The organism is Brevibacillus parabrevis (genome assembly GCF_003710905.1).
GTDB lineage: Bacteria > Bacillota > Bacilli > Brevibacillales > Brevibacillaceae > Brevibacillus > Brevibacillus parabrevis.
Map to the genome: position 1 here is coordinate 83,287 of NZ_RHHV01000008.1, position 26,077 is coordinate 109,363.

Here is a 26,077-nt window from a genome sequence, read left to right on the forward strand (position 1 = left end):
ATCCATTTGGGCTATGGTATACTGGGTAACGTCAAAAGATTCAAATGATGTGACTATTCAGAAAATACCAGAGATAGGTGGAGAAGAAACATGAACAGCAAGGTGTATCTGTACGATACCACCCTGCGAGATGGTACGCAGGGAGAGGGGATCAGCCTGTCGGTGGAAGACAAGATAAAGATCGCACTGCGGCTGGATCAGTTCGGAATTGATTTTATCGAGGGCGGTTGGCCTGGGAGCAATCCAAAGGATATGGCGTTTTTTGAGCGTATCCGCGAGATTCCGCTACAGCACGCCAAAGTGACGGCTTTTGGCAGCACCTGTCGTCCGAATGTGGCAGCAGCCGCAGACGACAACTTGCTGGCGCTGATCGCCAGCGGTGCCGAAGCTGCGGCGATTTTCGGGAAGGCATGGGACTTGCACGTGACGGACGCCTTGAAGACGACTTTGGAAGAAAACGTGCGCATGGTCGCTGATTCGGTGGCCTTTTTGAAACAGAACGGTTTGACGACACTCTTTTTGGCGGAGCATTTCTTCGACGGCTACAAAGCAAACCCGCTGTATGCCCTGCGGGTGCTTGCGGCTGCCGAAGAGGCGGGTGCCGACTGGATTGTCCTTTGCGATACAAACGGCGGAAGTCTGCCACACGAAGTATACGAGATCGTCAAGGCGGCTGCCGGACAACTTCGTACGCCGCTGGGGATTCATCCGCACAACGACAGCGGCGTAGCTGTGGCGAACGCTTTGGCCGCGATTCAGGCGGGAGCCAAGCAAGTGCAAGGAACGATCAACGGGATCGGGGAGCGCTGCGGCAACGTCAACCTTATTTCCGTTGTGCCCAATTTGCAGCTTAAGCTCGGCTACGAGTGCGTGAGCAGCGAGCAGTTGCAAGAGCTGACGCAGCTTTCGCGCTACGTGGCGGAGATCGCCAACATGACGCTGCCGAACAACCAGCCTTTTGTCGGACACAGCGCTTTTGCCCACAAAGGCGGAATCCACGTCAGCGCCGTATTGCGCGATCCGAAAACGTACGAGCACATCGAGCCGGAAAACATCGGCAACAAGCGCCGCGTGCTCGTCTCCGAGCTGGCCGGACAGAGCAATCTGCTCGCCAAAATGGAAGAGCTGGAGATCGATCTGTCGCTGGATCGGGAAAAGACCCGCGAGATCATTACACGCATCAAAGAGCGCGAGTTCCAGGGCTACCAGTACGAGGGCGCGGAAGCTTCGCTCACGCTCATGCTGCTTGAGGCTGCCGGCAAGCTGAAAAATTTGTTCACGCTCGATTCTTTCAAGATTTTGATGGAAAAGGCGGCCATCCAGTCGATCACGTCCGAGGCGACAGTCAAGCTGCGGGTAAACGGGGAGAGCGTACATACAGCCGCGGATGGCAACGGTCCTGTCAACGCGCTGGACAACGCCATGCGCAAAGCGCTGGAGAGCTACTACCCCTGTATCGCCAACATGCATCTGGCCGACTACAAGGTGCGTGTTCTGGATGAAAACGGAGCGACAGCGGCAAAAGTCCGCGTGCTGATCGAGTCGGCAAGCAACGGGGAGAAGTGGAGCACGGTCGGGGTGTCTACCAACGTAATCGAAGCAAGCTGGGAGGCGCTCGCAGACAGTATTCGCTACTTGTTGTGGCGGGAAGGCTGCGAGGAAGCGGGACATTTGTCCGCAGCAGAGACGCGGGTCGGAATCGTCAATCATTAGTTGGAAACACCCCATGTAAAGGGAACAAAAATGTAAGGAAGCGTGGCATGTTTGCACACACGCACGCTTAAAAATGACCAGCTACAGTTCAGCGAATTGGCCCTCCTGTTGTGAGACAGAGCGAACAGGAGGGGCTGTCCGAATGAGCGTGGGCTGGTCTTTTTTGCGTTGCGCGTGCCAGCTCAGTCTGGCGTCTCCGCAGCGGGGCGGTCGATTAGCTGGCGCAGCTTTGTTTCGGTCGACGATTGGGGGTCCGGGGTATAAATGCTGCAACGCAAGTCAGCGCTGCCCTGTACTTGCAGGGAGGTGAGGTGAAACTGCATTTTTCCGGCTTTGGCATGGCGAAACTCCAGCAGCACCTCAGGAGCCGTGCTGACGTCGCTCTGTTCCCACAGCCGATGAAAGTCGGGGTGGACGTCTCTCATTTCGCGCAAAAAGTGCTCGTACCATTCGTCTTCCACGTACTGTCCGTAGTACGCGCGAAAAATCGCGAGAAAGCCGCTGACGAAGTGCTCCCAGTTGACGGCGAGCCGCCGCAGCTCTTTTCGCGTGAACAACAATCGGATCAGATTGCGCTCTTCCACTGGTATTTGCTCGAAATCGAGAAAGACGTGCGCCGCCGCTTTGTTCCAGCCGACGATGTGGAGGCGTCTGTCCGAGATGATGGCAGGACAGGAGTGCAGCTCGTTCACAATTCGCTCCAGGGCTGGACTGATCTGGGGCGACTCGTCTTTGTGCAGCGTGGTGCCGACAGTTGTGCCGCTTTCCAAGGCGAGCGCGTACAAATACTTGCGCTCGTCGACAGTCAGTTGCAGTGCTTTGGATACGGCATCGAGAACGGAGGGGGATACTTTGATATCCCGGCCTTGTTCCAGCCACGTGTACCAGGTGGAGCTTACCCCTGCCAATTGTGCCACTTCTTCCCGGCGCAGGCCAGGCGTCCGCCGCCTTGTGCCAGGAGCAAGCCCGACGGACTGAGGCAAAATTTTTGCTCGCTGCGCTTTTAAAAAGGACGAGAGTGCCTGCAGGCGTGTCTGATTGTTCATGCGGACTTCCTTTCCAAGTCGAAAATGGGTAAAACTGTTACTTATTATACTAGGATAAACAACAACTTGTAATAGGATAAATCATGTGACAAGATGGTTTCCATAAGGGCTTGTAAAGGAGGATAATGATGGAGAAAGTAGTGGTTACGGGGATGGGCGTCATTTCCCCTATCGGAAGCAATGTCGAGCAATTTTGGAGCAGCCTGGTTGAAGGAAAGCCAGGCATCTCCCACATTGACATATTTGATACATCCCGGTTTAAAACGAAAATCGCGGGTCTTGTCCGGGATTTTGACCCGGAGGCGCGATTCGGGCGCAAAGAGGCGAGAAGAATGGACCGCTTTTGCCAGTTTGCGATTGCAGCGGCGGACGAAGCGCTGGCAGATGCAGGACTCCAGCTCGACGATTGCGATCGCGAACGGATAGGCGTCTATGTCGGCTCTGGAATTGGCGGCGTGCAGACGTTATTGGACCAGTACGACACGCTGAGAAGCCGCGGGCCGGAGCGGGTCAGCCCTACGCTGGTGCCGATGCTGATCTCCAATATAGCAGCGGCAATGATCAGCATCAAATACGGCATATACGGCCCGACGATGTCGCCTGTCACGGCCTGCTCGATTGGCAATACTTCGATCGGCGAAGCGTATCGGCTGATCCAATCGGGCAAAGCTGACGTAGTGATTGCCGGAGGAACGGAAGCCGCGATTAACGAGGTATCGCTGGCGAGCTTCAGCAATGCGACTGCCTTGTCCACGCGAAACGACGATCCGGCTGCGGCGAGCCGCCCTTTTGATGCCAAGCGGGACGGGTTTGTCATGGCGGAGGGAGCGGGTATCCTGATTGTGGAGTCTTACTCGCACGCAAGGAAGCGTGACGCTCGGATTTACGCGGAAGTAATCGGCTACGGAGCAAGCTCCGACGCCTACCATATGGTTGCTACCCATCCGGAAGGGCTTGGCCCATACCGGGCGATGAAATGGGCGCTGGAGGAAGCGGGAATCGAGCCTGCGGAGCTGGATGTGATCAGCGCTCACGCTACAGGTACGGAAGTCGGTGACCGTTCGGAGACGCTGGCGATCAAACGTCTGTTGGGCGACCACGCCGGGCGCATCCCGATCACGGCCAACAAGTCGATGACAGGGCATATGTTCGGGGCGGCAGGCGGCGCGGAGGCGATTGCGCTGATCAAGAGCCTTCAGGAGGGAGTCGTACCGCCGACGATCAACCAGGACGAGCGAGATCCTGTCTGTGATCTGGACTATGTGCCAAATACAGCCCGTCGCATGGCGCTGAACGTGGGGATGTCCAATTCCTTTGGCTTTGGTGGACACAATGCGGTGATTGTGCTGCGGAAGTACGAGGGGTAAGGAAGTCAGAAAGTTAGAGTGAGGGAGTCTTCCGGGGTGTTTGGGGAGGCTCTTTTTTTTTGCTTGATTAGAGATCAGGGAAGCGGACGCACGTTGCCGCCTGAAAGCGTGTTTTCCTTTTTCGCCTGCGTCTCGGTAAGAGTCCCAAAGCCCTTTCGCTTGTTTCCCCTGTTTCCTCGGCCGACGTGTAGCTGTGGTTGGATAGTGCTTTTTGAAAGTTGATCAGGGATGAGAAATCTCTTTTTTGGCGTGGTTTCGCTTTTCCCCGGAGCCGTGCAGTGAAGCCAACAGGGGGTATCCCAAGAAGCTACAGCGATTCGTCTCTTTCCTCGCCACGCCAAAAGTACCGACGAAGCAGACTACGAAGCGCCCCCCCAAACCAATCTTTCAATCCTTCATCCTTTTCTTCGCGATCTCCGAAGTTTCGAAATAAAGCAGACTCCAAAGCACGATCCCAAGCAATCTTTCAGTCATTCACCATTCCGCCTAGAACCCCCCGCCAACTCCAAGAATGCCCCTAGGAAAAAGGCAGCATACTAACAAAAACCAGAACCAAAAAAGGGGAATCATTCATGACGAACGAGCAGGGAGCGACAGAAACAAACATCCAGCGGGCACCGATTCTCGGCGTCATTATTGCCGGAGCGATAGCGGCCCTGCTGAACCAGACACTCCTCAACGTAGCCCTCCCCAAGCTGATGGAGCAATTCCACATCACTACCTCCACAGCCCAATGGGTCATCACCATTTACATGCTGGTCAACGGCGTCCTGATCCCGACGACGGCTTTTCTGATGGAAAAATATACGACCAGACAGCTGTTTATTTCCGCAATGAGCCTTTTTGCCGCAGGAACGCTCATCTGCGGCATTGCCCCCAGCTTCTCGATCATGTTGATCGGACGCGTGGTGCAAGCAGCGGGGGCAGGGATTCTCATGCCGCTCATGACCAATGTCATTTTCAACATGTTCCCCGCTGATCGGCGCGGTTCCGCGATGGGCATCGTCGGGATTGCCATGGTCTTTGCCCCGGCGATCGGGCCGACCTTGTCCGGGTGGATTGTCGAGCATTACTCGTGGCGCTTGCTGTTTTTCGTCGTCCTGCCGATTGCGCTGATCGTGCTGGTCACGTCCTTTTTCGTCCTGAAAAATGTGACCGAGACGCAAAATCCGAAGCTGGACTCATGGGGAGTCGTCTTGTCGACGATCGGCTTCGGCGGGCTGCTCTACGGCTTCAGCTCCGCAGGCGCGGCGGGCTGGAGGAGTGCAGAAGTCATCGGCATGCTGCTCGTGGGCTGTATCAGCTTGGGGGCGTTTGTCTGGCGGCAGTTGTCGATTGACCATGCGATGCTGGAGTTTCGCATCTTTCAAACTCCGGCCTACACGTTGGCCGTCCTGATCAGCCTGATGGTCAACATGTCGCTCTACTCGGGGATGATTCTCCTGCCTGTCTACGTGCAAAACATCCTGCACTTCACACCTGTGCAATCAGGCTTGCTGCTTTTGCCGGGGAGCATCATCATGGGCATCATGTCTCCGATCACAGGCAAGCTGTTTGACAAGTTTGGCGCAAAATGGCTCGCCCTGATCGGACTCATTATCACGATCGTCACGACTTACGGCTTCACGAAGCTGAGCCTCTCGACAAGCTACAGCTACTTGGTGACGCTTTACACCGTGCGCATGTTCGGACTGTCGATGCTGATGATGCCCGTCATGACGTCAGGCTTGAACGCCCTGCCATTGCAGCTCAATCCGCACGGGACGGCGATGTCCAACACGATCAACGCGATAGGGGGAGCGCTCGGCACAGCGTTGTTCGTCACGATCATGACGACGAAAAGCGCAGCCCACACGGCGGATATCGTCCGAAGCCAGCACCTCAACCCGGCTGACCTCGCCCAGATGCAGCTGGCGACGAAGCAAGGAATTGCCATGGGCACAAACGATGCCTTTATGATCGCCACGCTGTTTACCGTCATCGCGCTCGTTTTAGCGCTGTTCCTCGGCAACAAAACGCCGCGAAGACAAGAGGCTGCCGCACAAAAAAGAGTACCCCAGCCGTCGTAAGCAAGCGCAGTCCGCCAAAAGCCATAAAAAAACCAAAAACCATAACATAAAAAAAGCGCCGCTTCCGCAAAAGGGAGGCGCCGCTTTTTGACGCGTGCTGCGTACTAGCCTTGTTTTCTCATAGCCCCTAATTCTTCGACGATCGCCGTCATCTCATTGATGCCAAACGCCGTTTTTTTCTGCACCATGTTGTACAGGTACAAAAGGTCTTCGTAGTGGGCGAGGTCAAAATCTTCCGGGCGCATAACCGCTGTGTTCGCCATGTTGAGCTTGGCTTTGATGCCCTCGATCAGAACCGCCAAATTTTCCTGGGTTGCCTCTTTCAAATCTGCCATTGCTTGGTCTCCTCTCCAACGCTGCTTGTTATTTGGTCAGCTGTCCACGCGTGACGCCGAGCTGGTTGGTCGCTTTCAGCGTGCGCCATACGTGTGTGCCGCTAACTTCTCCGCGCAGAGCCTTACGATACAGGCTGATGACTTCACGCACGCGCTCCGGTTCTTCTTCCAGAAACTCGATGCGGTAGCTGCCTACATTCAGGGAGCGGAACTCTTTCAAATACTCCGCGCCAGACTGGTCGATGGCGTTGTACACCGTGTTGCGGCAGCCGGTATCTACCCGCACCGGATGCGAGAAGCCGACGCGATCCTTGAGCGAGATGCGAGAGGTTTCGCATGGGGTTCCGCAGTTGGTATGGTCGGTTCCCTCACTCATGAACGTGCAGTATACGCAGTGCTCGGTATGGAACATCGGCATATGCTGATGGATGACCAGCTCCATGTTTGCTGCGTTGGAGCGGCTGAGCAAGTCCACCATTTGCTGGATGTTCAGATCATACGAAGGCGTGACCCGTGTCAGGCCAGCTTCGAGGAACAGCTCCACCGCTTTATGGTTGGCCACGTTCAGGGAGAAATCGCCGATCAGCGGGATGTCGATCTCATCCTTGCGGGACAGGTAGTAGTAGAGTGCCCCTGTATTGCGCACCAAAATCGCGTCCGGCTTGCTTTTGGCAATCAGGGCGAGCACGCCGTTTTCATCCGGCATGTGGATGCGCATCGTGGCAATCCCGATTTTCTTGCCGTATTTGTGCGCCAGCTTGACGCCTTCTGGATACTGTTTGACAAATTCGAAGTCCGCGTAAAGGAAATCGACGTCCGTCTGCGCCGCAGCTTCCAGTTGTTCCAGCGAGCGGCACAAAGCTGTCAACAGCGGCTTTTCCACCGGCTGCGAGCGAGGCACGTCCGCATACACATTCACATCGCGATGCTGGTAGACAGGCGGCTTGGAACGCAAGTACACAAGCTGCTCTACCGCTTCACGGCGCATCCGGTTCAGCTCGCTGACCGGAACGATCAAGTCTCCGGCAAGGTCAACCGTCAAATCGTGAGCGTCCAGATGGTAAACCGTTCCGCCCAGACGGCTGAGCTGGTCATGCAAAAGCTCGTGCGTCAGCGGTCGCTTCACGGCAGATTCCAGCAGCTTCTCCGACGGAACGGTGACAGCGTGGTTCGCCTGTTTGTCCACCCAGGTGATGCAGAGTTTATCGCCCAGCTTGCCGCTGACATGCACCGACAGTGGGAACGTGCGGTACGGCTTTTCCGTTTCAAACGTTTTGCGCAGGCGGCGGTCAAGCTCGGGATCGCTTGTTTTCCAGACGCGGTCGCCTACGTGGAGTCGTTTCAGGTTGACGTCGTTTCGGCCCATCACGATCTCGTACACGCCTTTTTCCACTTCGCCCTCGATCTTTTTGCCGCGGGACAAAATATCGTAGACGCGTCCGCCTTCTTCTTTTTGCGTCGGGTCGCCCGCGTCGAACACGATGCCGTCACCGCGTTTGACAGGAGCAGCAATTTCCACGAGCACGCTTGTGCCCAGCAACTTTTTCACTGTGCCTAAAAAGACGCCGCGGCTTTTCGGGAACGATCCGTCTATGAGCTGCTTGTTGTTCGTTCCTTCCAAAAATCCGTGGGTGAAACCACGGGAAAAGCTTTGCTGCAACTCGCGAATTTCTATTTCCGACGGGCCTGTGTCTTGTCCGGCAAAATAGCGCTCGATTGCCGCGTTGTATTTGCTGACCACGTTGGCTACGTACTCCGGAGATTTCAGACGCCCTTCGATTTTAAAAGAAGTGACGCCTGCCTCGATCAGCTCGGGAACCAGGTCGACGGCAGCCAGATCTTTTGGCGAGAGGACGTAGGCGATGTTGCCCATATCCTTTTGCACGCCGTCCACCATCAAATCGTACGGCAGTCGGCAAGCCTGGGCGCACTCGCCGCGGTTGGCAGAGCGACCGCCCCACATTTCCGAAGTCAGACACTGACCAGAGTAGGAGACGCACAAAGCGCCGTGGACAAAAACTTCCATCGGCAGCTTCGCTTTTTCGCCGATCTTCTTGATTTCCTTCAAGGAATTTTCCCGGCCCAAAACGACGCGTTCCATGTCGAATGGTTTCGTAAATTCGACAGCTTCCGGGGAAGTGATCGTCATCTGCGTGGAGCCGTGGATCGGGAAGTCAGGGGAGATTTCGCGAATCAGCTTCACCAGACCGAGGTCCTGGACGATAACCGCGTCCACCCCGGCGTGAATACAGGCGTCAATCAGTTCGCGGGCATCCTCCAGCTCGTTTTCGAATACGAGAATATTAAAGGTAAGAAAACCTTTTACACCGTACATATGCAAGTAAGCCATAATCTCAGGCAGCTCAGCCATTTGAAAGTTCTCCGCGCGTGCGCGTGCGTTGAACTTTTCTACACCGAAAAAGATGGCGTTGGCACCATTCGCGACGGCGGCTTTCAAACAGTCCCAGTTGCCTGCGGGGGCCAACAGCTCAATATCTTCACGCTTTATGTTGTTTCGCATGTGTATGTCATTACCTCCAAGGTCTTTAAAAAAAGCTCTTCTTCATCATAGGGAAATGTCCTTGCTCCCGCAACAAAAACCTCCACTTCTCCAAATGTTGAAAATTGTCGCTTCCAGTAAGTGTGAGTTTGATGGTATTCTGTAAGAAAAATCAAAAGATTCCACAATGGAATGATCAGCCAAATCGACAAAATTCGTGGATTTTTTTGAGCAACAAGCTTCCCCACCATTATAGCCATCGTTTGCACAGCTTATAGCTCGGCTCGTGATCTAGCCGAATGACAACTGGCAACAGCAGCGCAGAAAGGAGGCGAACATGGCACAGGACCAGGAAATGTGGGACAAGCTGTTTCATGAGCTTGCCTGCATCAAAAGCGAGTTAAAAGCGTTTAAGCTTGAAACCCGGGCAGAACTATACCAAATCAAAGACGAGCTGAAAGAATGGCAACAGCAGAATGGACAACAACGGCTCCCTAAAAAAGGGGAATAAACGATGATGACAGCAAACAAGAACAGCAACTGGTGGAATAAAACGGTCAAAGCGGTACTCGCGACAGGCTTGACCGTATCTCTGGCGGCGTGCGGACAGGCACCGGAAGCCGCAAAACCAGCCCAGCCATCGCAACAGGCGACAACTCAGCCGGCACCAGCGAAGGAAACCAAACAGCCTGAGCAGGTGCTCCGACTGAACAACTTTACGGAGCCGCTTTCTCTGCATCCGGGAATGATTACAGATGTATGGTCTTCCAATGTCATTTTCCAGACGTTTGAGGGACTGACACGAATCGACAAAGACGGCGTGCCACAACCGGCGATTGCCCAAGAAATCAAAGCGTCCGACGATCTGCTCACCTATACCTTTACACTGCGGGACAACGCCAAATGGTCAAACGGTGATCCGGTAACGGCACACGACTTCGAGAACGCCTGGAAATGGGTATTGGACGCGAAAAACGGTTCCGAATACGCCTACCAGCTCTTTTATGTGAAAAATGCAGAAGCGGCATTCAGCGGAAAAGCAAAGCCGGAAGAGATCGGGGTAAAAGCGACGGATGACAAGACACTGGTCGTCCAGTTGGAAAACCCGACGCCGTTTTTCCTGGAGCTGACCGCTTTCTACAGCTACTTCCCGGTTAACACAAAAGTAGCGAAAGAGCACCCGGATTGGGCGAAGGACGCAGGTCCGAACTACACTTCGAACGGACCGTTCAAGCTGACTTCCTGGGATCACAAAAACAAGCTGGTGCTGGAGAAAAACGAGAACTACTGGGATGCTGGCACAGTCAAGCTGACGAAAATCGAAATGAACATCATCAATGACGCCAATACCGAGTTGTCCATGCTGGAGAACGGCGATCTGGACTGGGCAGGAGCGCCTACCGGAAACTTGCCGCTCGACGCGATGCAGACGCTGAAGGAAAAAGGTCTTCTGGAGATTACGCCGAAAGCAGGAACGTACTGGTACGAGTTCAATACGCAACAAAAACCGTTCAATAACAAAAAAATTCGCCAAGCGTTCGCACTGGCGATCAGCCGCCAAGACATCGTCGACAACGTGACGCAAGGCGGCGAACTGGTTGCGACAGCCGTAGTGCCTCCGACCATGTTTGCAGAAAACACGCAAGGCTTGTTCAAGGACAACGATGTGGAAAAAGCGAAACAACTTCTGGCAGAAGGCATGAAGGAAGAAGGATACGCGAGCGCCGACAAGCTGCCGCCAATCACGCTCTCCTACAACACAGAAGAAGCGCAGACCAAAATCGCGCAAGCCGTGCAAGACATGTGGCAAAAAAATCTCGGAGTACAAGTGAAGCTGGAGAACCAAGAGTGGAACGTGTACTACGAAAACGTGAAAAACGGCAAGTTCCAGGTAGCCCGCATGGGTTGGACAGGCGATTTCAACGATCCGATCAACTTCCTGGAAATTTTCCGCACGAAAGAAGGCAACAACCACACCGGATGGGAAAGCAAGGCATACGCCGAGCTGCTCGCCAAGTCTTCCAAGGAAAAAGATGCTGCCAAACGCAAGGCGATCTTGCAGGATGCAGAAAAGCTGCTGGTGGATGAAATGCCAGTAATTCCGTTCTACTTCAAATCCACAGTTTACGCGAAAAATCCGAACCTGAAAGATGTCGTCATTTCCGGGCTGGGCAATGCGCAGTACAAATGGGCCTATTTTGAATAATCGTTCCTAACAAAAATGTGAAGGGCTGGTCGCTTGGATTAATCCACGACCAGCCCTTCGAATACAATCGAGACCTTCTCTTCCATTATTTCTTCCAGCGCCCAGGCGCCTTCGCTGCGCACCCAGTCATACAGCGCGTTGTAGTAGATGTTTTCCAACATGTTTGCCGCCACGAGCGGATTGAACTTGGCCTTCAGCTGTTGCCGATCCTGCGCTTCTTCGATCAGGTCTGCAAAAAGCTGGCGCAGCTCAAAGTACATGTTCTTTTCGTTCTCCAGCACTTTGCGATGCTTCATCGACGATTCCACGACGACTTTGATGAAATCAAAATTGGTGATCGTCACTTCGTTCATGATTTTGTAAATCCGCAGAACCTTGGATTTGCAATCGTCCCCGTAGTCCCACTCCGCACGGCGTTCTTCGATTTCGTGAAGCCGTTCATATCCCCAGTTGGCGAGGATTGCTTCCTTTGACGTGAAATGCAGAAAAATGGTGCCGCGAGCGACATCTGCTTCTTCCGAGATCATGTCGATGGTCGTTGCTTCAAAGCCGTGCTGCTTGAACAGCTTGATGGCAGCGTTGAAGATTTTTTCGCGTGTTTCCCGCTTTTTTCTCTCCCGTCTCGTCGTCAAAAAGGTAGTACCTCCTCTGCTCGTTTGTATGATTATAACATAACACTTACTTACAAAAGAATTTTCCGTACATTTCAGGAGCAAAAGGGCAAAAAAAGGGATAGACTTCTGTGCGAGTCGAATGTATATTTATATACTATAATGAATAAATATTTAATCATACCGAGCTGTTAGAGCATGGGGTGGAGGAGAGTAAAATGAGCGTTGCAAAAGCGCTGACAGTACGTCAGGCAATGATGAAGGACGTCGATGCCATGTTGGAAATCATTAATGAATATGCACAACAGGGATTGATGTTGCCGCGAACGAAACTTTCTGTCTGTGAAAATTTGCAGTCATTTATCGTCGCTCATGATGGAGATACAGTGGTTGGCGTTGCCGGACTGCATATTTTATGGGAGGACCTGGCGGAAATCCGCTCCCTGGCGATATCGGAAAAAGCAAAAGGGATGGGCGTGGGCAAGCATCTCGTCCTTCATCTCGTAGACCAGTGCCGCAACCTGGGCATTAACCGTGTGCTTGCGCTAACCTATCAAAAAGTGTTCTTTGAAAAGTGCGGATTTTGGATCGTAGCGAAGGAAACGTTGCCGCAAAAAGTGTGGAAAGACTGCATTAACTGTTCCAAGCTGCCCATGTGCGACGAAATCGCAATGATTTTCGAGACTGCCTGATACATTTGGTATAGCCTTCCTTTTTTCTTTTCTGGTACTATATTCGTAACAATAATAAAAATATAGAGAATATTGAATCAGAAAAGATGTTCGAATTGGGGGGCTTTCCATGAAGCTGGGCGCGCGCGTACTGATCGTGCTCCTGGTCGCGAGTATCGTACCATTGACCGCGGCAGGAGTGTTTGCTTACCAAGAGACGAAACAGGAATTGCTGAATGGCAGTGCAGCCAAGCTGGAAGCGTTGCGAATCAGCAACAAGGAGCAGGTGGAGAATTACTTGCGGGAGCGCACGAAAAACGTCGATACGCTGGCGGCCTCCGGAACAGTAATCTCTGCCGTTTCTGTCTTTTCCGAGTTGTGGCAAGGAGGCAGGGAGTCTGCCGCCTACAAAGAGGCAGAGCTGTCCTACGCCAAAGAGTTGAAGATGGAAGTCGCGCGCTACGGGTTTTCCAACGCCTTTTTGCTCAGTGAAACAGGCGAGATCGTGTACGAGACAAAGCCGCAAGCGGATTTTGGCACCAATTTGCTGACAGGCCCGCATGCAAGCTCCGTATTGGGCAAGACTGTTCAGCAGGTCGTGAAGGGACAGAGCGCCGAGGTGTCTGATCTGGGCAGGTACGAACCGTCAGGCAATGTGCCAGGTGTCTACATTGCGGCTCCGATTTACGAAAAAGGCTATATGATGGGGCAGCTCGCGGTCGAAGTGCCGCTCGATTACATCTCCCGCCTCTTGAACCAGAGAGAAGGCTTGGGCGAAACCGGAAAAATTTATCTCGTCGGGCCGGACAAGCTGATGCGTTCGCAGTTGGGAAGCGGCGAGGAGACGATTCTCAAGCAGGTCGTAGACACGCCGATCATCGGGCAGGCTTTCCAGTCCGAAGGGTTTTCAGGGACGCAGGAGAGCGTCGATTATCGCGGACAGCCCGTTCTCGTTTCCTATGACCAGATCAAAGTAGCGAAGCATACATGGGTCATTCTCGCCGAGATGGACATGACGGAAATTTTGGCGGGGCCAAGCCGGATTCAAACGGCGATGGTCGTTTTCAACGGGGCGGTGCTCTTGCTCATCGTGGCGATTTCGCTCTACACGGCAGGCTGGCTGCGCCGTTCTTTCAGCGGAATGCTCCTGGCCGCAGAACGGATCGGAAAAGGCGACTTCACGACCTCGTTTCCAAGCAAACTTTTGAAGCGCAAAGACGAGCTGGGCGAGCTTGCCCGTTCGCTGTCGGCGATGCAAAAGCAGTTGCAAGGCATTCTTTTGCAAGTCGGACAAGCGGCAGCATCTGTGGCACACGCCGTGCGGGAAATTCACGGGAACACGAACGAGATTGCCGCATCGAGCCAGCAAATTGTGCAGGTGGTCGATCAGGTGGCAGCTTCGAGTGAGAACCAGATGGAGAAAATGGGGCAAACGCTGAATCTGGCCGTGGACTTGACGAATGACGTAGCGGGGGTCACGCAAAACGTGCAGCAAGTCACGCTGTCTTCGACCGAGATGAAGCAGCACGCAGAGGAAGGCAGGGAAGCAGTGACTGCGGTCATTCTCAGCATGGAGGAAATCAACCGCTCGGTAGAAGCTGCCACCTCTGTGATCCACGTCCTGGAGCAGCGCTCGCAAGATATATCGCGCATCATTGCGGTGATTACGGAAATTGCCAGACAGACGAACTTGCTGGCTTTGAATGCGGCGATCGAAGCAGCGCGTGCCGGAGAGCACGGCAAAGGCTTTGCGGTCGTCGCCGGAGAAGTCCGCAAGCTGTCCGAAGGCACGAACGAGGCTGCGCAGCAAATCGTGCGCATGATCAATGACGTACAAAACGACACGGCGATCGCGGTGGCAAAAATGGCCGAGGGAGCCGAGACGACGGCGCACGGCATGAAAACCGCCCGCCAGTCGGGGGAAATGTTCCAGCATATCGAGCAAAACATTTTGCGCGTGTCGGAGGAAATCCGGCGGGTCAGCGACGCCTTCGCGCGGATGGCCCCGGATGCGCAGCAAGTCGTCGTCGTCGCCAAAGAAGTTTCGGCTGCTTCCGTACAAGCTACGGCAGGCGTGCAAAGCATCTCTGCTGCGGTGGAGGAGCAAAGCGCAGCGATGGAACTGATCGCCCAATCTGCCGATCAGCTGGCGAAGCTGGCCGACGATTTGCGCGGCTCGCTGGCCGCATTTGTCCTCAAGTAACCAGGCGGGGAAAATCGCATAACGTTGCCGGGAAATGTTCGTTTTCCCGGCTCTTTTTGCATTTTGGAAGGATATCTCACACAAAATGTTGAATGATAAGGACGATGGAGAGTTTCGGGCCGGAGGGACGTAAGCGTGCACAAACTAGATTGGGAACTTTATTTGCTGCCGTTCGAGCAAGCTGTAGAAGAGATCAAAGTCAAAATTAAAAATATCCGCAACGAGCTGCGCAAGCGCAAGGAGCATTCGCCTATCGAGTTCGCCGTGGGCCGGGTCAAATCGATCCCGAGCATCTACAACAAAGCAAACCGCCTGCAATTTCCGATTGATGAAAATATATGCTGGGAGATCAGGGACATCGCGGGCGTGCGCGTCATCTGTCAGTTTATCGACGACATTCCCGCGGTGGTGGAGATGATCCGCAAGCGCGGCGACATGCGCGTCTATTTGGAAAAAGACTACGTGTCCACGCCAAAAGAAAGCGGTTATCGCGGCTATCACCTGGCGGTCGAATACCCGATCATGATGGCGGGCGGACAAGTGACGATCCCGGTGGAAATCCAAATTCGTACACTCGGAATGAACTTTTGGGCAACGATTGAACACTCGCTGAATTACAAATACGAAGGAATCATTCCGTCGAACATTCGCCAGCGGTTGTTTGAGGCCGCCAAAGCTTCGTACAAGCTGGACAGCGAGATGAACAACATCCGCGACGAGATCAAGGAAGCACAGGCCGAGTTCACGAAAAAGGAAGTGCCGATGGAATCGCTGCTCTCGCTGGTGGAGCTGGACCTGGACATTGACGCTGGAATGATGGAAAGCAGCGCACACGAAAGGAAAGAAAACGAAAATGACGACCATTAATTGGCTGGAAGAAACGAATAAACTCAAGGATGAGCTGATCGCGACGACGCAGGACTTTTTGCGGATCAAAAGCGTGCTCGACCCTGCTACGGCTGGCGAAGGAGCGCCTTTTGGCAAAGGCATTCGCGAAGCGCTGGATTTTGCCCTGGACGTATGCAAGCAAGCCGGAATGACGACCAAGGATGTTCGCGGGTATGCCGCTCACGCCGAGTTCGGGCAAGGGGAAGAGCTGGTCGGCATTTTGAGCCACGTCGATGTCGTACCGGAAGGGGATGGCTGGAGCACTCCGCCATACGCCGCCGAAATCGTAGACGGGAAGCTGGTCGCGCGCGGAGCGATTGACGACAAGGGGCCGACCATGGCGGCGATTTTTGCAGCCAAAGTGGTGCTCGGACTGGGACTGCCTCTTTCCAAGCGCGTCCGCTTCATTTTCGGGACGGACGAAGAGTCCAGCTGGCAATGCGTGAAAACGTATTTTGAAACGGAAGAAATGCCGACGATGGGCTTCACGCCTGACGCCGATTTTCCGCTGATCTATGCCGAAAAAGGTTTGACTGACTTGACGCTGTCCCAATCGTATGAAGCGTTCCAAAAGCTCGGCGCTTCGGCTGTCGAGCAGGCAGACGCCAAGCTCGTGTCCTTCCAATCCGGCCTGCGCATGAACATGGTGCCGGACAAAGGAACAGCGAAGCTGGCGCCACAGGGACTGGACAGTCAGGCGATTGTGGAGCGTTACGAGAAGCACTTGGAGCAAACAGGTTTGAAGGGGCAGGCGGAAGCAAAAGACAGCTTGGTCGTGCTGCATATGGAAGGCGTCTCTGTCCACGGCATGGACCCGAAAAAAGGGGTCAACGCAGGTACCGAGCTGCTCCACTTCCTGCACACACTGACATTGGACGCGCGTGCGGCTGTGTACGTTGCCGCAGCAGATTGCTACTTGCACAAGCAGCATGACGGACAAGCGATCGGCATCGCCCATGACGACGAGGAGATGGGCGCGCTCACATTGAACACGGGCGTGCTGGAGTATGAAGCGGAAGGAGACGCGCTGTTCCGCTTGAACATTCGCTATCCGCACTCGATCTCGTTCGAGAAGTGGTCGACGACTCTCGCAGACCGATTCGCTGCGGCTGCTTTTGACTTGCAAGTCGTGGAGCACCTGACTCCGCACCGCGTCGACCCGAATCACCCGCTGGTCACTACCCTGCAAAAGGTGTACACGGAACAGACAGGGGAAGAGGCAGGCATTATCGCCATTGGAGGTGCCACTTACGGCCGCTCCCTGGATGTGGGCGTAGCGTTTGGCCCGCTGTTCCCGGGACGCCCGGACAGTGCCCATCAGCGCGATGAGTACATTTTGGTCGACGATCTGGTCAAGGCGACAGCGATCTACGCTCAGGCGATTTACGAGCTGGCAAAATAATCGACAGGATGATCCGGGGATGCGGCGATTGGCTGCATCCCCTTTACAATTTGTGGGAGCGCGGTTTATACTTTGGAAGTACGACTGATTGAGTAATCATCCATGAGGAGACGTGTTTGCATGGCCTTGTCCGATTCGCAAGTCCAAAAAATGAAACAGAAGCGCGAGACGATATTGGAGCAAGCCACTCTGATGTTTGCCGAGCACGGCTATAACGATACGACGATTGCGAAAGTAGCGAAGGCGTCTGGCGTCAGCTTTGGCAGTGTGTTTACGTATTTTGAAAACAAAGACCAGCTCTTTTTCGCGGCAGTCGTGGAGCCGCTGCAAGTGTACGCACCCAAGTTGCTCGACTTTGATCCGAACGCCAGGCAGCCGACGCAAGAGCTTTGGAACATGGTGGCAAAGCATATCAAAATCTTTTCGAGCTTCGGCCCGTACTTGCGGCTGGTCGTGCAGGTCATCGGTTATCACAACCGCTTTGCCGAAGCGTTTGCCGAGCTGGACGCTTTTCACAATACGTTTCGGGCGAAAATCGGCGAGCTTGTGAAAAACGGCCAGGAGCGAGGCGAGCTGCAAATCCAGGATGCCAAGTACGCTGCGACTGCCTACACCAGCTTTTTGATCGGCCTGCGGGTGAATCTCATCGACTCGCCAGACAGCCAGATGTGGGAACAATTTGTGCCGTTTGCCATGCAGCTTTTTGGAGCGAAGACCGACTAACCGTGTTCGCTCTTTTTATGACGAATAAATGATTGATTGATCAATCGTAAAAAGGAGGAATCGCGCGTGGGCATTTTCGCGTTTGACCGAACGATTCGCATTCGGATGGTCCTGCAATTTTGGACGAATCTGGCGGTGATGTCTGTTGTGCCGTACTTGATCGTCTTTTTCTCCAGCCAACTGGGCACAGCCGTCACCGGAATGATGTTCATCGGGGTCATGGCGGCGAGCATTCTCGGGACGTTTGCCGGGGGATATGCAGCGGACCGGATCGGCCGGAAAAAAGTGATCGTCACATGTGAAGCGGTTATTTTTGCAGGTTTTAGTGCGGTTGCCTGGGTAAATGCGCCGGGGTATCAGCTGCCGTATGTGACGTTTGGCTTGTTTGTGTTCATTCAACTGTGCACAGGCGCGGCGGGACCTGTTTACCAGGCGTTGATTATCGATGTCAGCCGTCCCGACAATCGGCGCGCGATCTTTACGGCTTTGTACTGGCTCAACAATCTCGCGGGTGCGGCTGGCGGCATGATCGGAGCCTTTTTGTTCAAGGAGCATCACTTTTGGCTGTTTGTCGGAGTCGCTTGCAGCACGGCTATTTCTTTGCTCATCACGATTTTGTACATTGGCGAGACGTATGTGCCGAAAAGCCAAAGCCAGCCCGGCAAAAAGGAAGCGCAGACAAGAGGCGGCGAAGGGCGGAAGTTCAGTCGGATGCTGACGGCGTACGCGAGCGTTTTTCGCCATAAATGGTTCATGTGGTTCGCCCTGGCAAGCTTGCTGATCATCTCGGTGGAAGAACAATTGACGAACGCCATCGGGATTCGCCTGGTGAAGGAGCTGGCGGAACCGCAAGCGCTCCTGCCGTTTCTCGCCTTTCAGGTAGACGGAATGAACATGCTGGGGATACTGAGATCGGAGAATACGCTCCTGGTTGTATGCCTGACCGGACTCGTCTCCCTGCTGATGAAAAAGGTCAAGGAGCGCGCCAGCTTGCTGTGGGGTCTTGTGCTTTTTTTCAGCGGCTACACGGTGATCAGCTACAGCGCCTCGCCATGGCTGCTGCTGTTCGCGATGCTTGTAGCGACGATCGGCGAGTTGATGCACATTCCCACAAAGCAAACGATGCTGGCGAACATGGTGCCAGATGATGCGCGAAGCACGTACATGGCGGTTTATTCCTTGCTCAACATCGTGGGAGTCAGCAGCGCCGGCGTGTTTATTCTCATCAGCGCCTGGGTGCCGCCGCTGCTTCTCAGTGCCGGATTTGCCTGCATGGGAGCTGTCAGCGTGGGCATGTTCGCAGTTATCACCAAACGGCTTGCGCAAGAACCCGAGACTTCTGCCGCCCCGATCCAGACCGGAGCCTGAGCTTGCTTTCTCTCTGTCTAGCGTTCAAGGGAATTAGCTGGGCTGTCGCGAAAAAGAATAAAGAAAAAATTGATTTTCCAATAGGAGGAATTTTTCTGATGGATGACATCACCAAATTGATCAAGGAACTGACAGAGGTGGACGGCGTTCCCGGACACGAGCGCGAAGTGAGAAAAAAGATGGAGGAGCATTTGGCGCCGCTTAGCGAGCAGCTCGTAAAAGATCGGCTGGGCGGAGTTCTCGGTGCGAAAACGGGGGATGCGGGCGGCCCGAAAATTTTGCTGGCGGGACACCTCGACGAAATCGGCTTCATGATTACGCAGATTACGCCAAAAGGCTACTTGCGCTTCATGCAGCTTGGCGGCTGGTGGCCGCACAATTTGCTCTCGCAGCGGGTGAAGGTCAAGACGCGAAAAGGCGAATACGTGGGGATCATCGGCTCGAAACCGCCGCATTCTCTGGAAAAAGAGGAGCGGGAAAAAGTGATGAAGCTCAAAGATTTGTACATCGACATCGGGGCTAAAAACGAGGAAGAGGCGAAAGCGATGGGCGTCCGCCCCGGCGATTGGGCTGTTCCGGCAAGCGAGTTTACGACGATGCGCGACGGAGAGTTGTGGGTAGCCAAAGCGCTGGACAATCGGGCAGGGTGCGCGCTCGCGATTGAGGTTCTCAAGCGTTTGCAGACAGAGGAGCACCCCAATGTCGTATACGCCGGGGCAACCGTGCAGGAAGAGGTCGGCTCTCGCGGAGCAGGTACGGTCGCCCATTTGGTGCAGCCAGACATTGCCTTTGCCCTGGATGTAGGGGTCGCCTACGATACGCCGGGAAGCGAGTCGCATCCGTTCACGTGCAATATGGGCGACGGCCCGCTGATTTTCCTCTACGACGCGACGATGATTCCGCATACCGGACTGCGCGATCTCGTCATGGATACGGCGGAGGAGCTGGGAATCCACGTGCAAGTCGATGCGATGGCAGGCGGGGGAACGGACGCCGACAAGTTCCATACGAGCGGTGTCGGCTGCCCGTCCTTGGTCGTCGGTTTTGCCACCAGGTACATCCACAGCCATAATTCGATCATGTCCAAAAAAGATTTTGAACAGGCTGCCGAGCTGTTGACGGCGGTGATCAAAAAGCTCGATCATGATACGGTAGCGCGATTGATCGACTAATTTCCAGCAGAAATCACCTTCCTGACCACGGCAAAAAGCGAAGGCGTGTCGAATGGTTTGGTTGTATTTTTCAAGCGACTCCTATAGTATAGGTAGGATAGGATTTCGCAAGGGTACAACCTGCCTGGGATGATTCACACCCGCTGTCCATGCAGCCAAGGGTGTACAGAACGGGACCGCGTGTGATGTGAAAGGAAGTGGATATGATGGCAAAATCGTTTGCGTCTTTTGGCTTTCGACCGGAGCTGATGCAAGGGATTCAAGACCTGTATTATAAAGAACCGACGCCGATCCAGGAGGAAGCGATTCCGCTGATTCTGGAAGGGAAAGATGTGATTGGACAAGCGCAGACCGGAACCGGAAAAACAGCAGCGTTCATGCTGCCGATCCTGAACCGTCTGGAGGAAGGAAAGCGCGACATTCAAGCGCTGATTTTGACCCCGACGCGCGAGCTGTCCATTCAGATTGCCAAAGAAGTGGAGAAGCTGGGCAAGCACCTCGATGTGAATGTGCTGTCTTTGCACGGCGGAGCGGATATTGACAAACAGCTGAGCAAGCTGAAAGCGACGGTACATGTGGTCGTCGGGACGCCAGGCCGCGTACTCGATCACATGAAGCGCGGTTCGCTGCATTTCGGACGGATTTCCACGCTTGTACTGGACGAAGCGGACAAGATGATGGAGATGGGCTTTTTGGAGGATGTCGAGCAAGTGATCGTCCACACGCCATCGCAGCGTCAAGTGCTGCTCTTCTCCGCAACCATGCCCGATTTGGTCAAGCGGCTCGCTCATCGCTTCATGAAGCAGCCGCCGCATCTTAAAATCGAGGGCAAGCAAAAGACCGTAGAGAAAATCGAGCAATTTTACTACGTCGTCAACCAAAGTGACAAAACAGATGCGCTCGTCGATGTCGTGGAGCAGGAACAGCCGTTTTTGACGATTGTGTTCGCGAACACGCAAGTCCGCGTGCAGCAGCTCACGGCTCGTTTGCAGGAAAACGGACTGTCCGCGCAAGCGCTGTACGGAGATTTGTCGCAAAGCAAGCGCGAGCAGCTGATGAGACAGTTCCGCGAGATGCGCTTCCAGTACCTGGTTGCCACCGATATCGCGGCGCGCGGGCTGGACGTCGAAGGCATCACGCATGTGATCAACTACGATTTGCCCAACGACGTCGACAGCTACATTCACCGCGTAGGCCGTACAGGACGTGCGGGACAGAGCGGAAAAGCGATCTCGCTCATTTCCCCGCGCCAAAAAAACTTGATGGGCCGTTTTGCCAAAGCGACGAAGGCGTCGATTGAAGAGCGCATTCTGGAGCCAGGCCGCCATCTGGATGCAGGCCGTCGCGAGCGTGCGCAGGAGCGCGAGGCCCACTTCATCGAGCTGCGCGCCCAACAGGCGAAAGAACAGCAAAAGGAAAAAGACAAAGAGTTCGCTCCAGTGCGCGAAGCTTTGAAGAAAAAAGCGAAAGTAAAGCCAGGCTACAAGAAAAAGCTGGCGCGCGAGCTGGGCGAGCTTCAGACGCAGTATGAGAAAAACCGCAAAAAGGCAGAAGCGATTGCTGCCAGAAAAGCAGGGAAATCGGCAAAGCCGGCAGATGCCAAAAAAGCGGGAAAAGGCGGAGCAAACCGCTCTGCCAAAGGGGCAAGACCGTTCCGTCAAGATTCGGGCAAGTCCAGAGGTTAATGCAAGCATAAAAAAAGGTCCAGATTCGCTTCGTGCGAGCTGGGCCTTTTTCGCGTGTGTCCGATGGCGAGTTATTGTTGGAATTATTTGAACCATAAAACAAAAGTGCAAAAATATTAATTCTGATAAAACATATCGGAATAATGTTGAATAAAATCTTTTTATCGATTAGACTCTAACCTAAGTTCGCAATTTAAATCATACTATTTTTATCTGATTAGTTGTAGTGGGGAGGAAGCGATTATGTGGAAATACATGCTCAAGCGGTCGCTGTCGATGGTCATAACGTTATGGCTCATCGCCACATTGACGTTTGTCATCATGCACCTGATTCCCGGCGATCCGTTCGCGACGGAAGCGCGCATGCTGCCGGAAGAGGTGGTGCAGAACATGCGGGAGCGATACCACCTCGATAAACCGCTGATTGAGCAGTATGTCCAGTATATGAATGGACTGATTCATCTCGATCTCGGCCCTTCGATTCAACAAAAGTCGCAGGACGTCACGACGTTGATTCAAAGCGGCTTTCCAGCGTCAGCCGTACTCGGTTTGCAGTCGCTGGTGATCGCCCTGACCGGGGGCATCGCGCTCGGAGTCGTTGCAGCTCTGTTTCACAACCGCCTGATGGATTATGCGGCGATGTTTTTTGCCATCCTCGGCATCTCGGTTCCGAGCTTCATCCTGGCTCCTTTACTCATCAAGTATTTTGCGGTGAAGTGGGAGCTGCTTCCGGTAGCGTCCTGGGATGGCTGGGAATACTCCGTGCTCCCGTCCGTTGCACTGGCGATCGGGCCGCTGGCGATTATTGCCCGCTTTGTCCGCACCAGCATGATCGAGGTGTTTGACCAGGACTACATGAGCACGGCGGAGGCAAAAGGGCTTTCGACTTTTCACATCGTGTTCCGCCACGGTATCCGCAATGCGATTCTTCCGGTCATTACGTTTATCGGCCCGCTGTTTGCCAACTTGATTACGGGCACATTTGTCGTCGAAAAGATTTTCGCGATCCCGGGCATCGGCAAATATTTCGTGGAAAGTATTTTCAATCGCGATTATCCGGTTATTCTCGGAACTTCTGTCTTTTACAGTGCCGTCCTGATTTTGACCTTGTTTGTCACCGATATTTTGTACCGATTCGTCGATCCGCGAATCAAATTAGCCAATGGAGGGGAATAGCGCGATGGCAGAAGTATCACAAGTGCCAGATGAACTTTTTCGCCCGCTTGATCGCAGCCGATTCGACAGTCACAACGCCATGCGGCCGAGTGCGAGCTACGGCCTGGAAAGCATCCGGAAAATTTTTCGCAACAAGCTGGCGGTTCTGGGCTTTTGTTTGCTCGGGGCAATCGTGATCTTGTCCGCATTTGGGCCGGGCATGCTTCCTTACTCCGCCAGCGAGCAATCTCTCGTCTCGGGCAATTTGCCGCTGTCAGACGAGCATTGGTTTGGAACGGACGACCTCGGCCGCGACATGTGGGTGCGCACCTGGGAAGGAGGGCGAATCTCCCTGTTCATCGGAGTCGTTGCCGCCCTGATCGACTTGGTCATCGGCGTAGTGGTCGGCGGGTTGTCGGGTTACATGGCGGGTCGCGGCAAATGGGGCGATCGCATTGACAATTTCCTGATGCGGCTGGTCGAGATCTTGTACGGAATCCCGTATTTGTTGGTCGTGATTTTGCTGATGGTCATCATGGAGCCTGGACTGGCCACGATTATTACGGCGTTGTCGATCACGGGCTGGGTCGGGATGGCTCGGCTGGTACGCGGGCAAATTTTGCAGGTAAAAGGCCAGGAGTACGTGCTGGCGGCGGAAAAGCTGGGAACGCCGCACGCGAAAATCATTTGGCGGCACCTGATTCCGAACGTCGCCGGGATTATTATCGTCAACTTGACCTTTACGATCCCGCAGGCCATTTTTGCCGAATCATTCCTCAGCTTTCTCGGTTTGGGCGTGCAGGCTCCGACCGCGAGCTGGGGCACGATGGCAAACGATGGGTTAGCCGTGATTTTGAGCGGGCAATGGTGGAGGCTGTTTTTTCCGGGGGTCATGATTTCCTTGACGATGTTTGCTTTTAACGCGATCGGAGACGGATTGCAGGACGCCTTCAACCCGAGGGGCGGCAAAGCTTGAAGGAGGAACGACAGATGACGAATGTGCTGGAAGTGGAAGATTTGCATGTCTCCTTCCGAGCTTATGGCGGGGAAATCCAGGCAGTTCGCGGCGTGAGCTTCGCCGTGCGGCCAGGCGAGACACTGGCGATTGTCGGGGAGAGCGGCTGCGGAAAAAGCGTGACGGCGCGGGCGATTTTGGGCATGGTGAAAGCGCCGCGGGGCCGCGTGAAGAAAGGGAGCGTCCGTTTGCAGGGCAGAGAGTTGTCCTGTCTCGGGAAAAAAGAGTTGCAACAAGTGCGCGGAGCACAAATCGGCATGATTTTTCAAGACCCGATGACTTCGCTGAATCCGACGATGAAGATCGGGACGCAAATCGCGGAAGTGCTGATCAAGCATCAAAAGCTGGCCAAAAAGCAGGCGCGCGAAAAGGCGATCGAGCTGCTGGCGGCGGTCGGCATCCCGGAGCCTGCCCGACGGTACGAGCAGTATCCTCACGAATGCAGCGGAGGGATGAGACAGCGGATCGTGATCGCCATAGCCTTGGCCTGCGACCCTGAGCTGATCATTGCGGATGAGCCGACGACCGCTCTGGACGTGACGATCCAGGCGCAGATTTTGGCTCTATTGAATGATTTGCAACGCACAAAAGGCACGTCGATCATCATGATCACGCACGACTTGGGCGTAGTGGCGGAAGTGGCCGATCAGATGGCGGTCATGTACGCCGGGATCATCGTCGAGCAAGGGCCAGTAGAGGAAATATTCGACAACCCGCAGCATCCGTACACAAAAGGGCTGCTGCAATCGGTGCCGCGTCTGGATCAGCCGAGCGAGGAACGGCTCATTCCGATCCAGGGCGCACCGCCCGATCTGTTTGCGCCGCCTGCGGGCTGCCCGTTTGCCGCCAGATGCGATCACGCGATGGAAGTGTGCGCGCAGTACATGCCGAAAAGCACGGCGTTTTCAGCGCAGCATCAGGCCAAATGCTGGCTGCACGATCGGCGTGCGCACCGCGTCGAGGAACTGGTGAGTGCAGGGAGGGAGCAGCATGTCTGACATATTGGTAGAGGTAAACGAACTGCGCAAATATTATTCGATCGGCAACGGCAGACAGGTCAAGTCCGTAGACGACATCTCGTTTTCGATCCGCAAAGGGGAGACGCTCGGACTGGTCGGCGAGAGCGGCAGCGGCAAGTCGACGCTCGGCCGGACCATAGTCGGCCTGTACCCGCCGACGAGCGGCTCGGTCAGCTTTGCGGGAACCGATCTGGCTACGGCACGCGGCAGGCAAAAGCGCGAGATCAATCGCCAGATGCAGCTCATTTTTCAAGACCCGCAATCTTCGCTCAACCCGCGCTTGCGAGTAGGCGAGATCATCGCGGAAGGAATCGAGGCCCACGGCTTGGCAAAAGGCCGCGAGAAAGCGGAGCGGGTGCACCAGTTGCTGGAAAAAGTCGGCTTGCACCCGGACCATGCGAAGCGGTATCCGCACGAATTTAGCGGCGGACAGCGGCAACGGATCGGAATTGCCCGGGCGCTCGCTGTGCAGCCCAGCTTCATCGTGGCGGATGAGCCGATTTCCGCCCTGGACGTCTCGATTCAGGCGCAAGTGGTGAATTTGCTGGCCGATTTGCAAGCGGAAAGCCAACTGACGTATTTGTTCATCGCCCACGATCTGGCTATGGTCAAATACATCAGCGACCGGATCGGCGTGATGTATTTGGGCCGCATGATGGAGCTGGCTGAAAGCGATGACCTTTTTGCCAAGCCGCTGCATCCGTATACGCAAGTGCTGCTGTCTACGATGCCGGTATCTCATCCGAAGCATCGTGCAGAACGCGAACGCATTGTCATCGGCGAACCGCCAAGCCCGATCAATCCGCCAACAGGCTGCCCGTTTCAGACGAGATGCCCGCAGGCCATGGGCATTTGCAAACAAATCGCGCCAACCTGGAGGGAGGTGGAGGCCAAGCACTGGGTAGCCTGCTTTTTATACGAGTAATCGA

Annotated in this window: 21 protein-coding genes; 17 read left to right on the top strand and 4 right to left on the bottom strand. The window is 54.5% G+C overall.

The annotated features are described in order from the left end of the window. Window positions 1-90 precede the first annotated feature (90 nt). Entirely contained in the window at window positions 91-1,713 is a 1,623-nt protein-coding gene (gene cimA / locus EDM60_RS10025; RefSeq protein WP_122963854.1) for a citramalate synthase, read from the top strand. A 182-nt stretch (window positions 1,714-1,895) separates the two neighbouring features. Here the strand turns inward: cimA and EDM60_RS10030 are convergent, their stop codons facing one another. Then, complete coding sequence (locus EDM60_RS10030; protein ID WP_122963855.1) at window positions 1,896-2,759, bottom strand: helix-turn-helix transcriptional regulator; 864 nt, start codon at window positions 2,757-2,759, stop codon at window positions 1,896-1,898. A gap of 128 nt (window positions 2,760-2,887) precedes the next feature. Here EDM60_RS10030 and fabF point away from each other — a divergent pair, with 128 nt between their 5' ends. Together fabF and EDM60_RS10040 are read left to right on the top strand one after the other, a co-directional pair. After that, window positions 2,888-4,126, top strand: a complete 1,239-nt coding sequence (gene fabF, locus EDM60_RS10035) for a beta-ketoacyl-ACP synthase II (protein ID WP_122963856.1) — start codon at window positions 2,888-2,890, stop codon at window positions 4,124-4,126. Window positions 4,127-4,698: 572 nt separating this feature from the next. Further along, on the top strand, window positions 4,699-6,195 hold the full coding sequence (locus EDM60_RS10040; protein ID WP_122963857.1) for a DHA2 family efflux MFS transporter permease subunit: 1,497 nt from the start codon (window positions 4,699-4,701) through the stop codon (window positions 6,193-6,195). Between the two features lie 104 nt (window positions 6,196-6,299). Here EDM60_RS10040 and EDM60_RS10045 read toward each other — a convergent pair whose 3' ends face one another. Further along, window positions 6,300-6,530, bottom strand: a complete 231-nt coding sequence (locus EDM60_RS10045) for a DUF1128 domain-containing protein (RefSeq protein ID WP_063227962.1) — start codon at window positions 6,528-6,530, stop codon at window positions 6,300-6,302. Between the two features lie 28 nt (window positions 6,531-6,558). Beyond that, the gene (locus EDM60_RS10050) at window positions 6,559-9,051 is read right to left on the bottom strand and encodes a U32 family peptidase (RefSeq protein WP_122963858.1); all 2,493 of its coding nucleotides are present in this window, start codon (window positions 9,049-9,051) and stop codon (window positions 6,559-6,561) included. Window positions 9,052-9,367: 316 nt separating this feature from the next. Here EDM60_RS10050 and EDM60_RS28530 point away from each other — a divergent pair, with 316 nt between their 5' ends. Both EDM60_RS28530 and EDM60_RS10060 read left to right on the top strand, forming a co-directional pair. After that, window positions 9,368-9,541, top strand: a complete 174-nt coding sequence (locus EDM60_RS28530) for a hypothetical protein (protein WP_167470274.1) — start codon at window positions 9,368-9,370, stop codon at window positions 9,539-9,541. Window positions 9,542-9,544: 3 nt separating this feature from the next. Next, window positions 9,545-11,236, top strand: a complete 1,692-nt coding sequence (locus EDM60_RS10060; RefSeq protein ID WP_370641081.1) for a peptide ABC transporter substrate-binding protein — start codon at window positions 9,545-9,547, stop codon at window positions 11,234-11,236. Window positions 11,237-11,274: 38 nt separating this feature from the next. On the opposite strand, the gene EDM60_RS10065 is transcribed toward EDM60_RS10060, so the two are convergent. Then, on the bottom strand, window positions 11,275-11,868 hold the full coding sequence (locus tag EDM60_RS10065) for a TetR/AcrR family transcriptional regulator (RefSeq protein WP_063227964.1): 594 nt from the start codon (window positions 11,866-11,868) through the stop codon (window positions 11,275-11,277). Window positions 11,869-12,065: 197 nt separating this feature from the next. Between EDM60_RS10065 and EDM60_RS10070 the strand changes: the two genes are divergently transcribed. The 12 genes from EDM60_RS10070 to EDM60_RS10125 all read left to right on the top strand — a co-directional run bounded on the left by EDM60_RS10070 (window position 12,066) and on the right by EDM60_RS10125 (window position 26,073). Next, window positions 12,066-12,539: an N-acetyltransferase gene (locus EDM60_RS10070; RefSeq protein ID WP_122963860.1), complete on the top strand. Its 474-nt coding sequence runs from the start codon at window positions 12,066-12,068 to the stop codon at window positions 12,537-12,539. Window positions 12,540-12,648: 109 nt separating this feature from the next. Next, entirely contained in the window at window positions 12,649-14,721 is a 2,073-nt protein-coding gene (locus EDM60_RS10075; protein WP_122963861.1) for a methyl-accepting chemotaxis protein, read from the top strand. 135 nt (window positions 14,722-14,856) lie between these two features. Then, the gene (locus EDM60_RS10080; RefSeq protein ID WP_122963862.1) at window positions 14,857-15,588 is read left to right on the top strand and encodes a GTP pyrophosphokinase; all 732 of its coding nucleotides are present in this window, start codon (window positions 14,857-14,859) and stop codon (window positions 15,586-15,588) included. Continuing rightward, window positions 15,575-17,011 (top strand): dipeptidase PepV, encoded by a 1,437-nt coding sequence (gene pepV / locus EDM60_RS10085; RefSeq protein WP_122963863.1) that lies wholly within the window; start codon window positions 15,575-15,577, stop codon window positions 17,009-17,011. Before EDM60_RS10080 ends, pepV begins: the two co-directional genes overlap by 14 nt. 120 nt (window positions 17,012-17,131) lie before the next feature. Further along, entirely contained in the window at window positions 17,132-17,734 is a 603-nt protein-coding gene (locus EDM60_RS10090; protein ID WP_122963864.1) for a TetR/AcrR family transcriptional regulator, read from the top strand. A gap of 66 nt (window positions 17,735-17,800) precedes the next feature. Next, a complete protein-coding gene (locus EDM60_RS10095; RefSeq protein ID WP_122963865.1) occupies window positions 17,801-19,102 on the top strand; it encodes an MFS transporter in 1,302 nt (433 codons plus the stop codon). Between the two features lie 98 nt (window positions 19,103-19,200). After that, a complete protein-coding gene (locus EDM60_RS10100; RefSeq protein ID WP_122963866.1) occupies window positions 19,201-20,274 on the top strand; it encodes a M42 family metallopeptidase in 1,074 nt (357 codons plus the stop codon). A 206-nt stretch (window positions 20,275-20,480) separates the two neighbouring features. Beyond that, entirely contained in the window at window positions 20,481-21,959 is a 1,479-nt protein-coding gene (locus tag EDM60_RS10105) for a DEAD/DEAH box helicase (protein ID WP_122963867.1), read from the top strand. Window positions 21,960-22,202: 243 nt separating this feature from the next. Further along, window positions 22,203-23,135, top strand: a complete 933-nt coding sequence (locus EDM60_RS10110) for an ABC transporter permease (RefSeq protein WP_122963868.1) — start codon at window positions 22,203-22,205, stop codon at window positions 23,133-23,135. Window positions 23,136-23,139: 4 nt separating this feature from the next. Further along, window positions 23,140-24,090 carry an ABC transporter permease gene (locus EDM60_RS10115; protein ID WP_122963869.1) on the top strand — a complete coding sequence of 317 codons (951 nt, stop codon included), beginning with the start codon at window positions 23,140-23,142 and terminating at the stop codon, window positions 24,088-24,090. Between the two features lie 14 nt (window positions 24,091-24,104). Then, a complete protein-coding gene (locus EDM60_RS10120) occupies window positions 24,105-25,127 on the top strand; it encodes an ABC transporter ATP-binding protein (RefSeq protein WP_122963870.1) in 1,023 nt (340 codons plus the stop codon). After that, a complete protein-coding gene (locus EDM60_RS10125) occupies window positions 25,120-26,073 on the top strand; it encodes an ABC transporter ATP-binding protein (RefSeq protein ID WP_122963871.1) in 954 nt (317 codons plus the stop codon). Before EDM60_RS10120 ends, EDM60_RS10125 begins: the two co-directional genes overlap by 8 nt. Window positions 26,074-26,077: the final 4 nt, after the last annotated feature.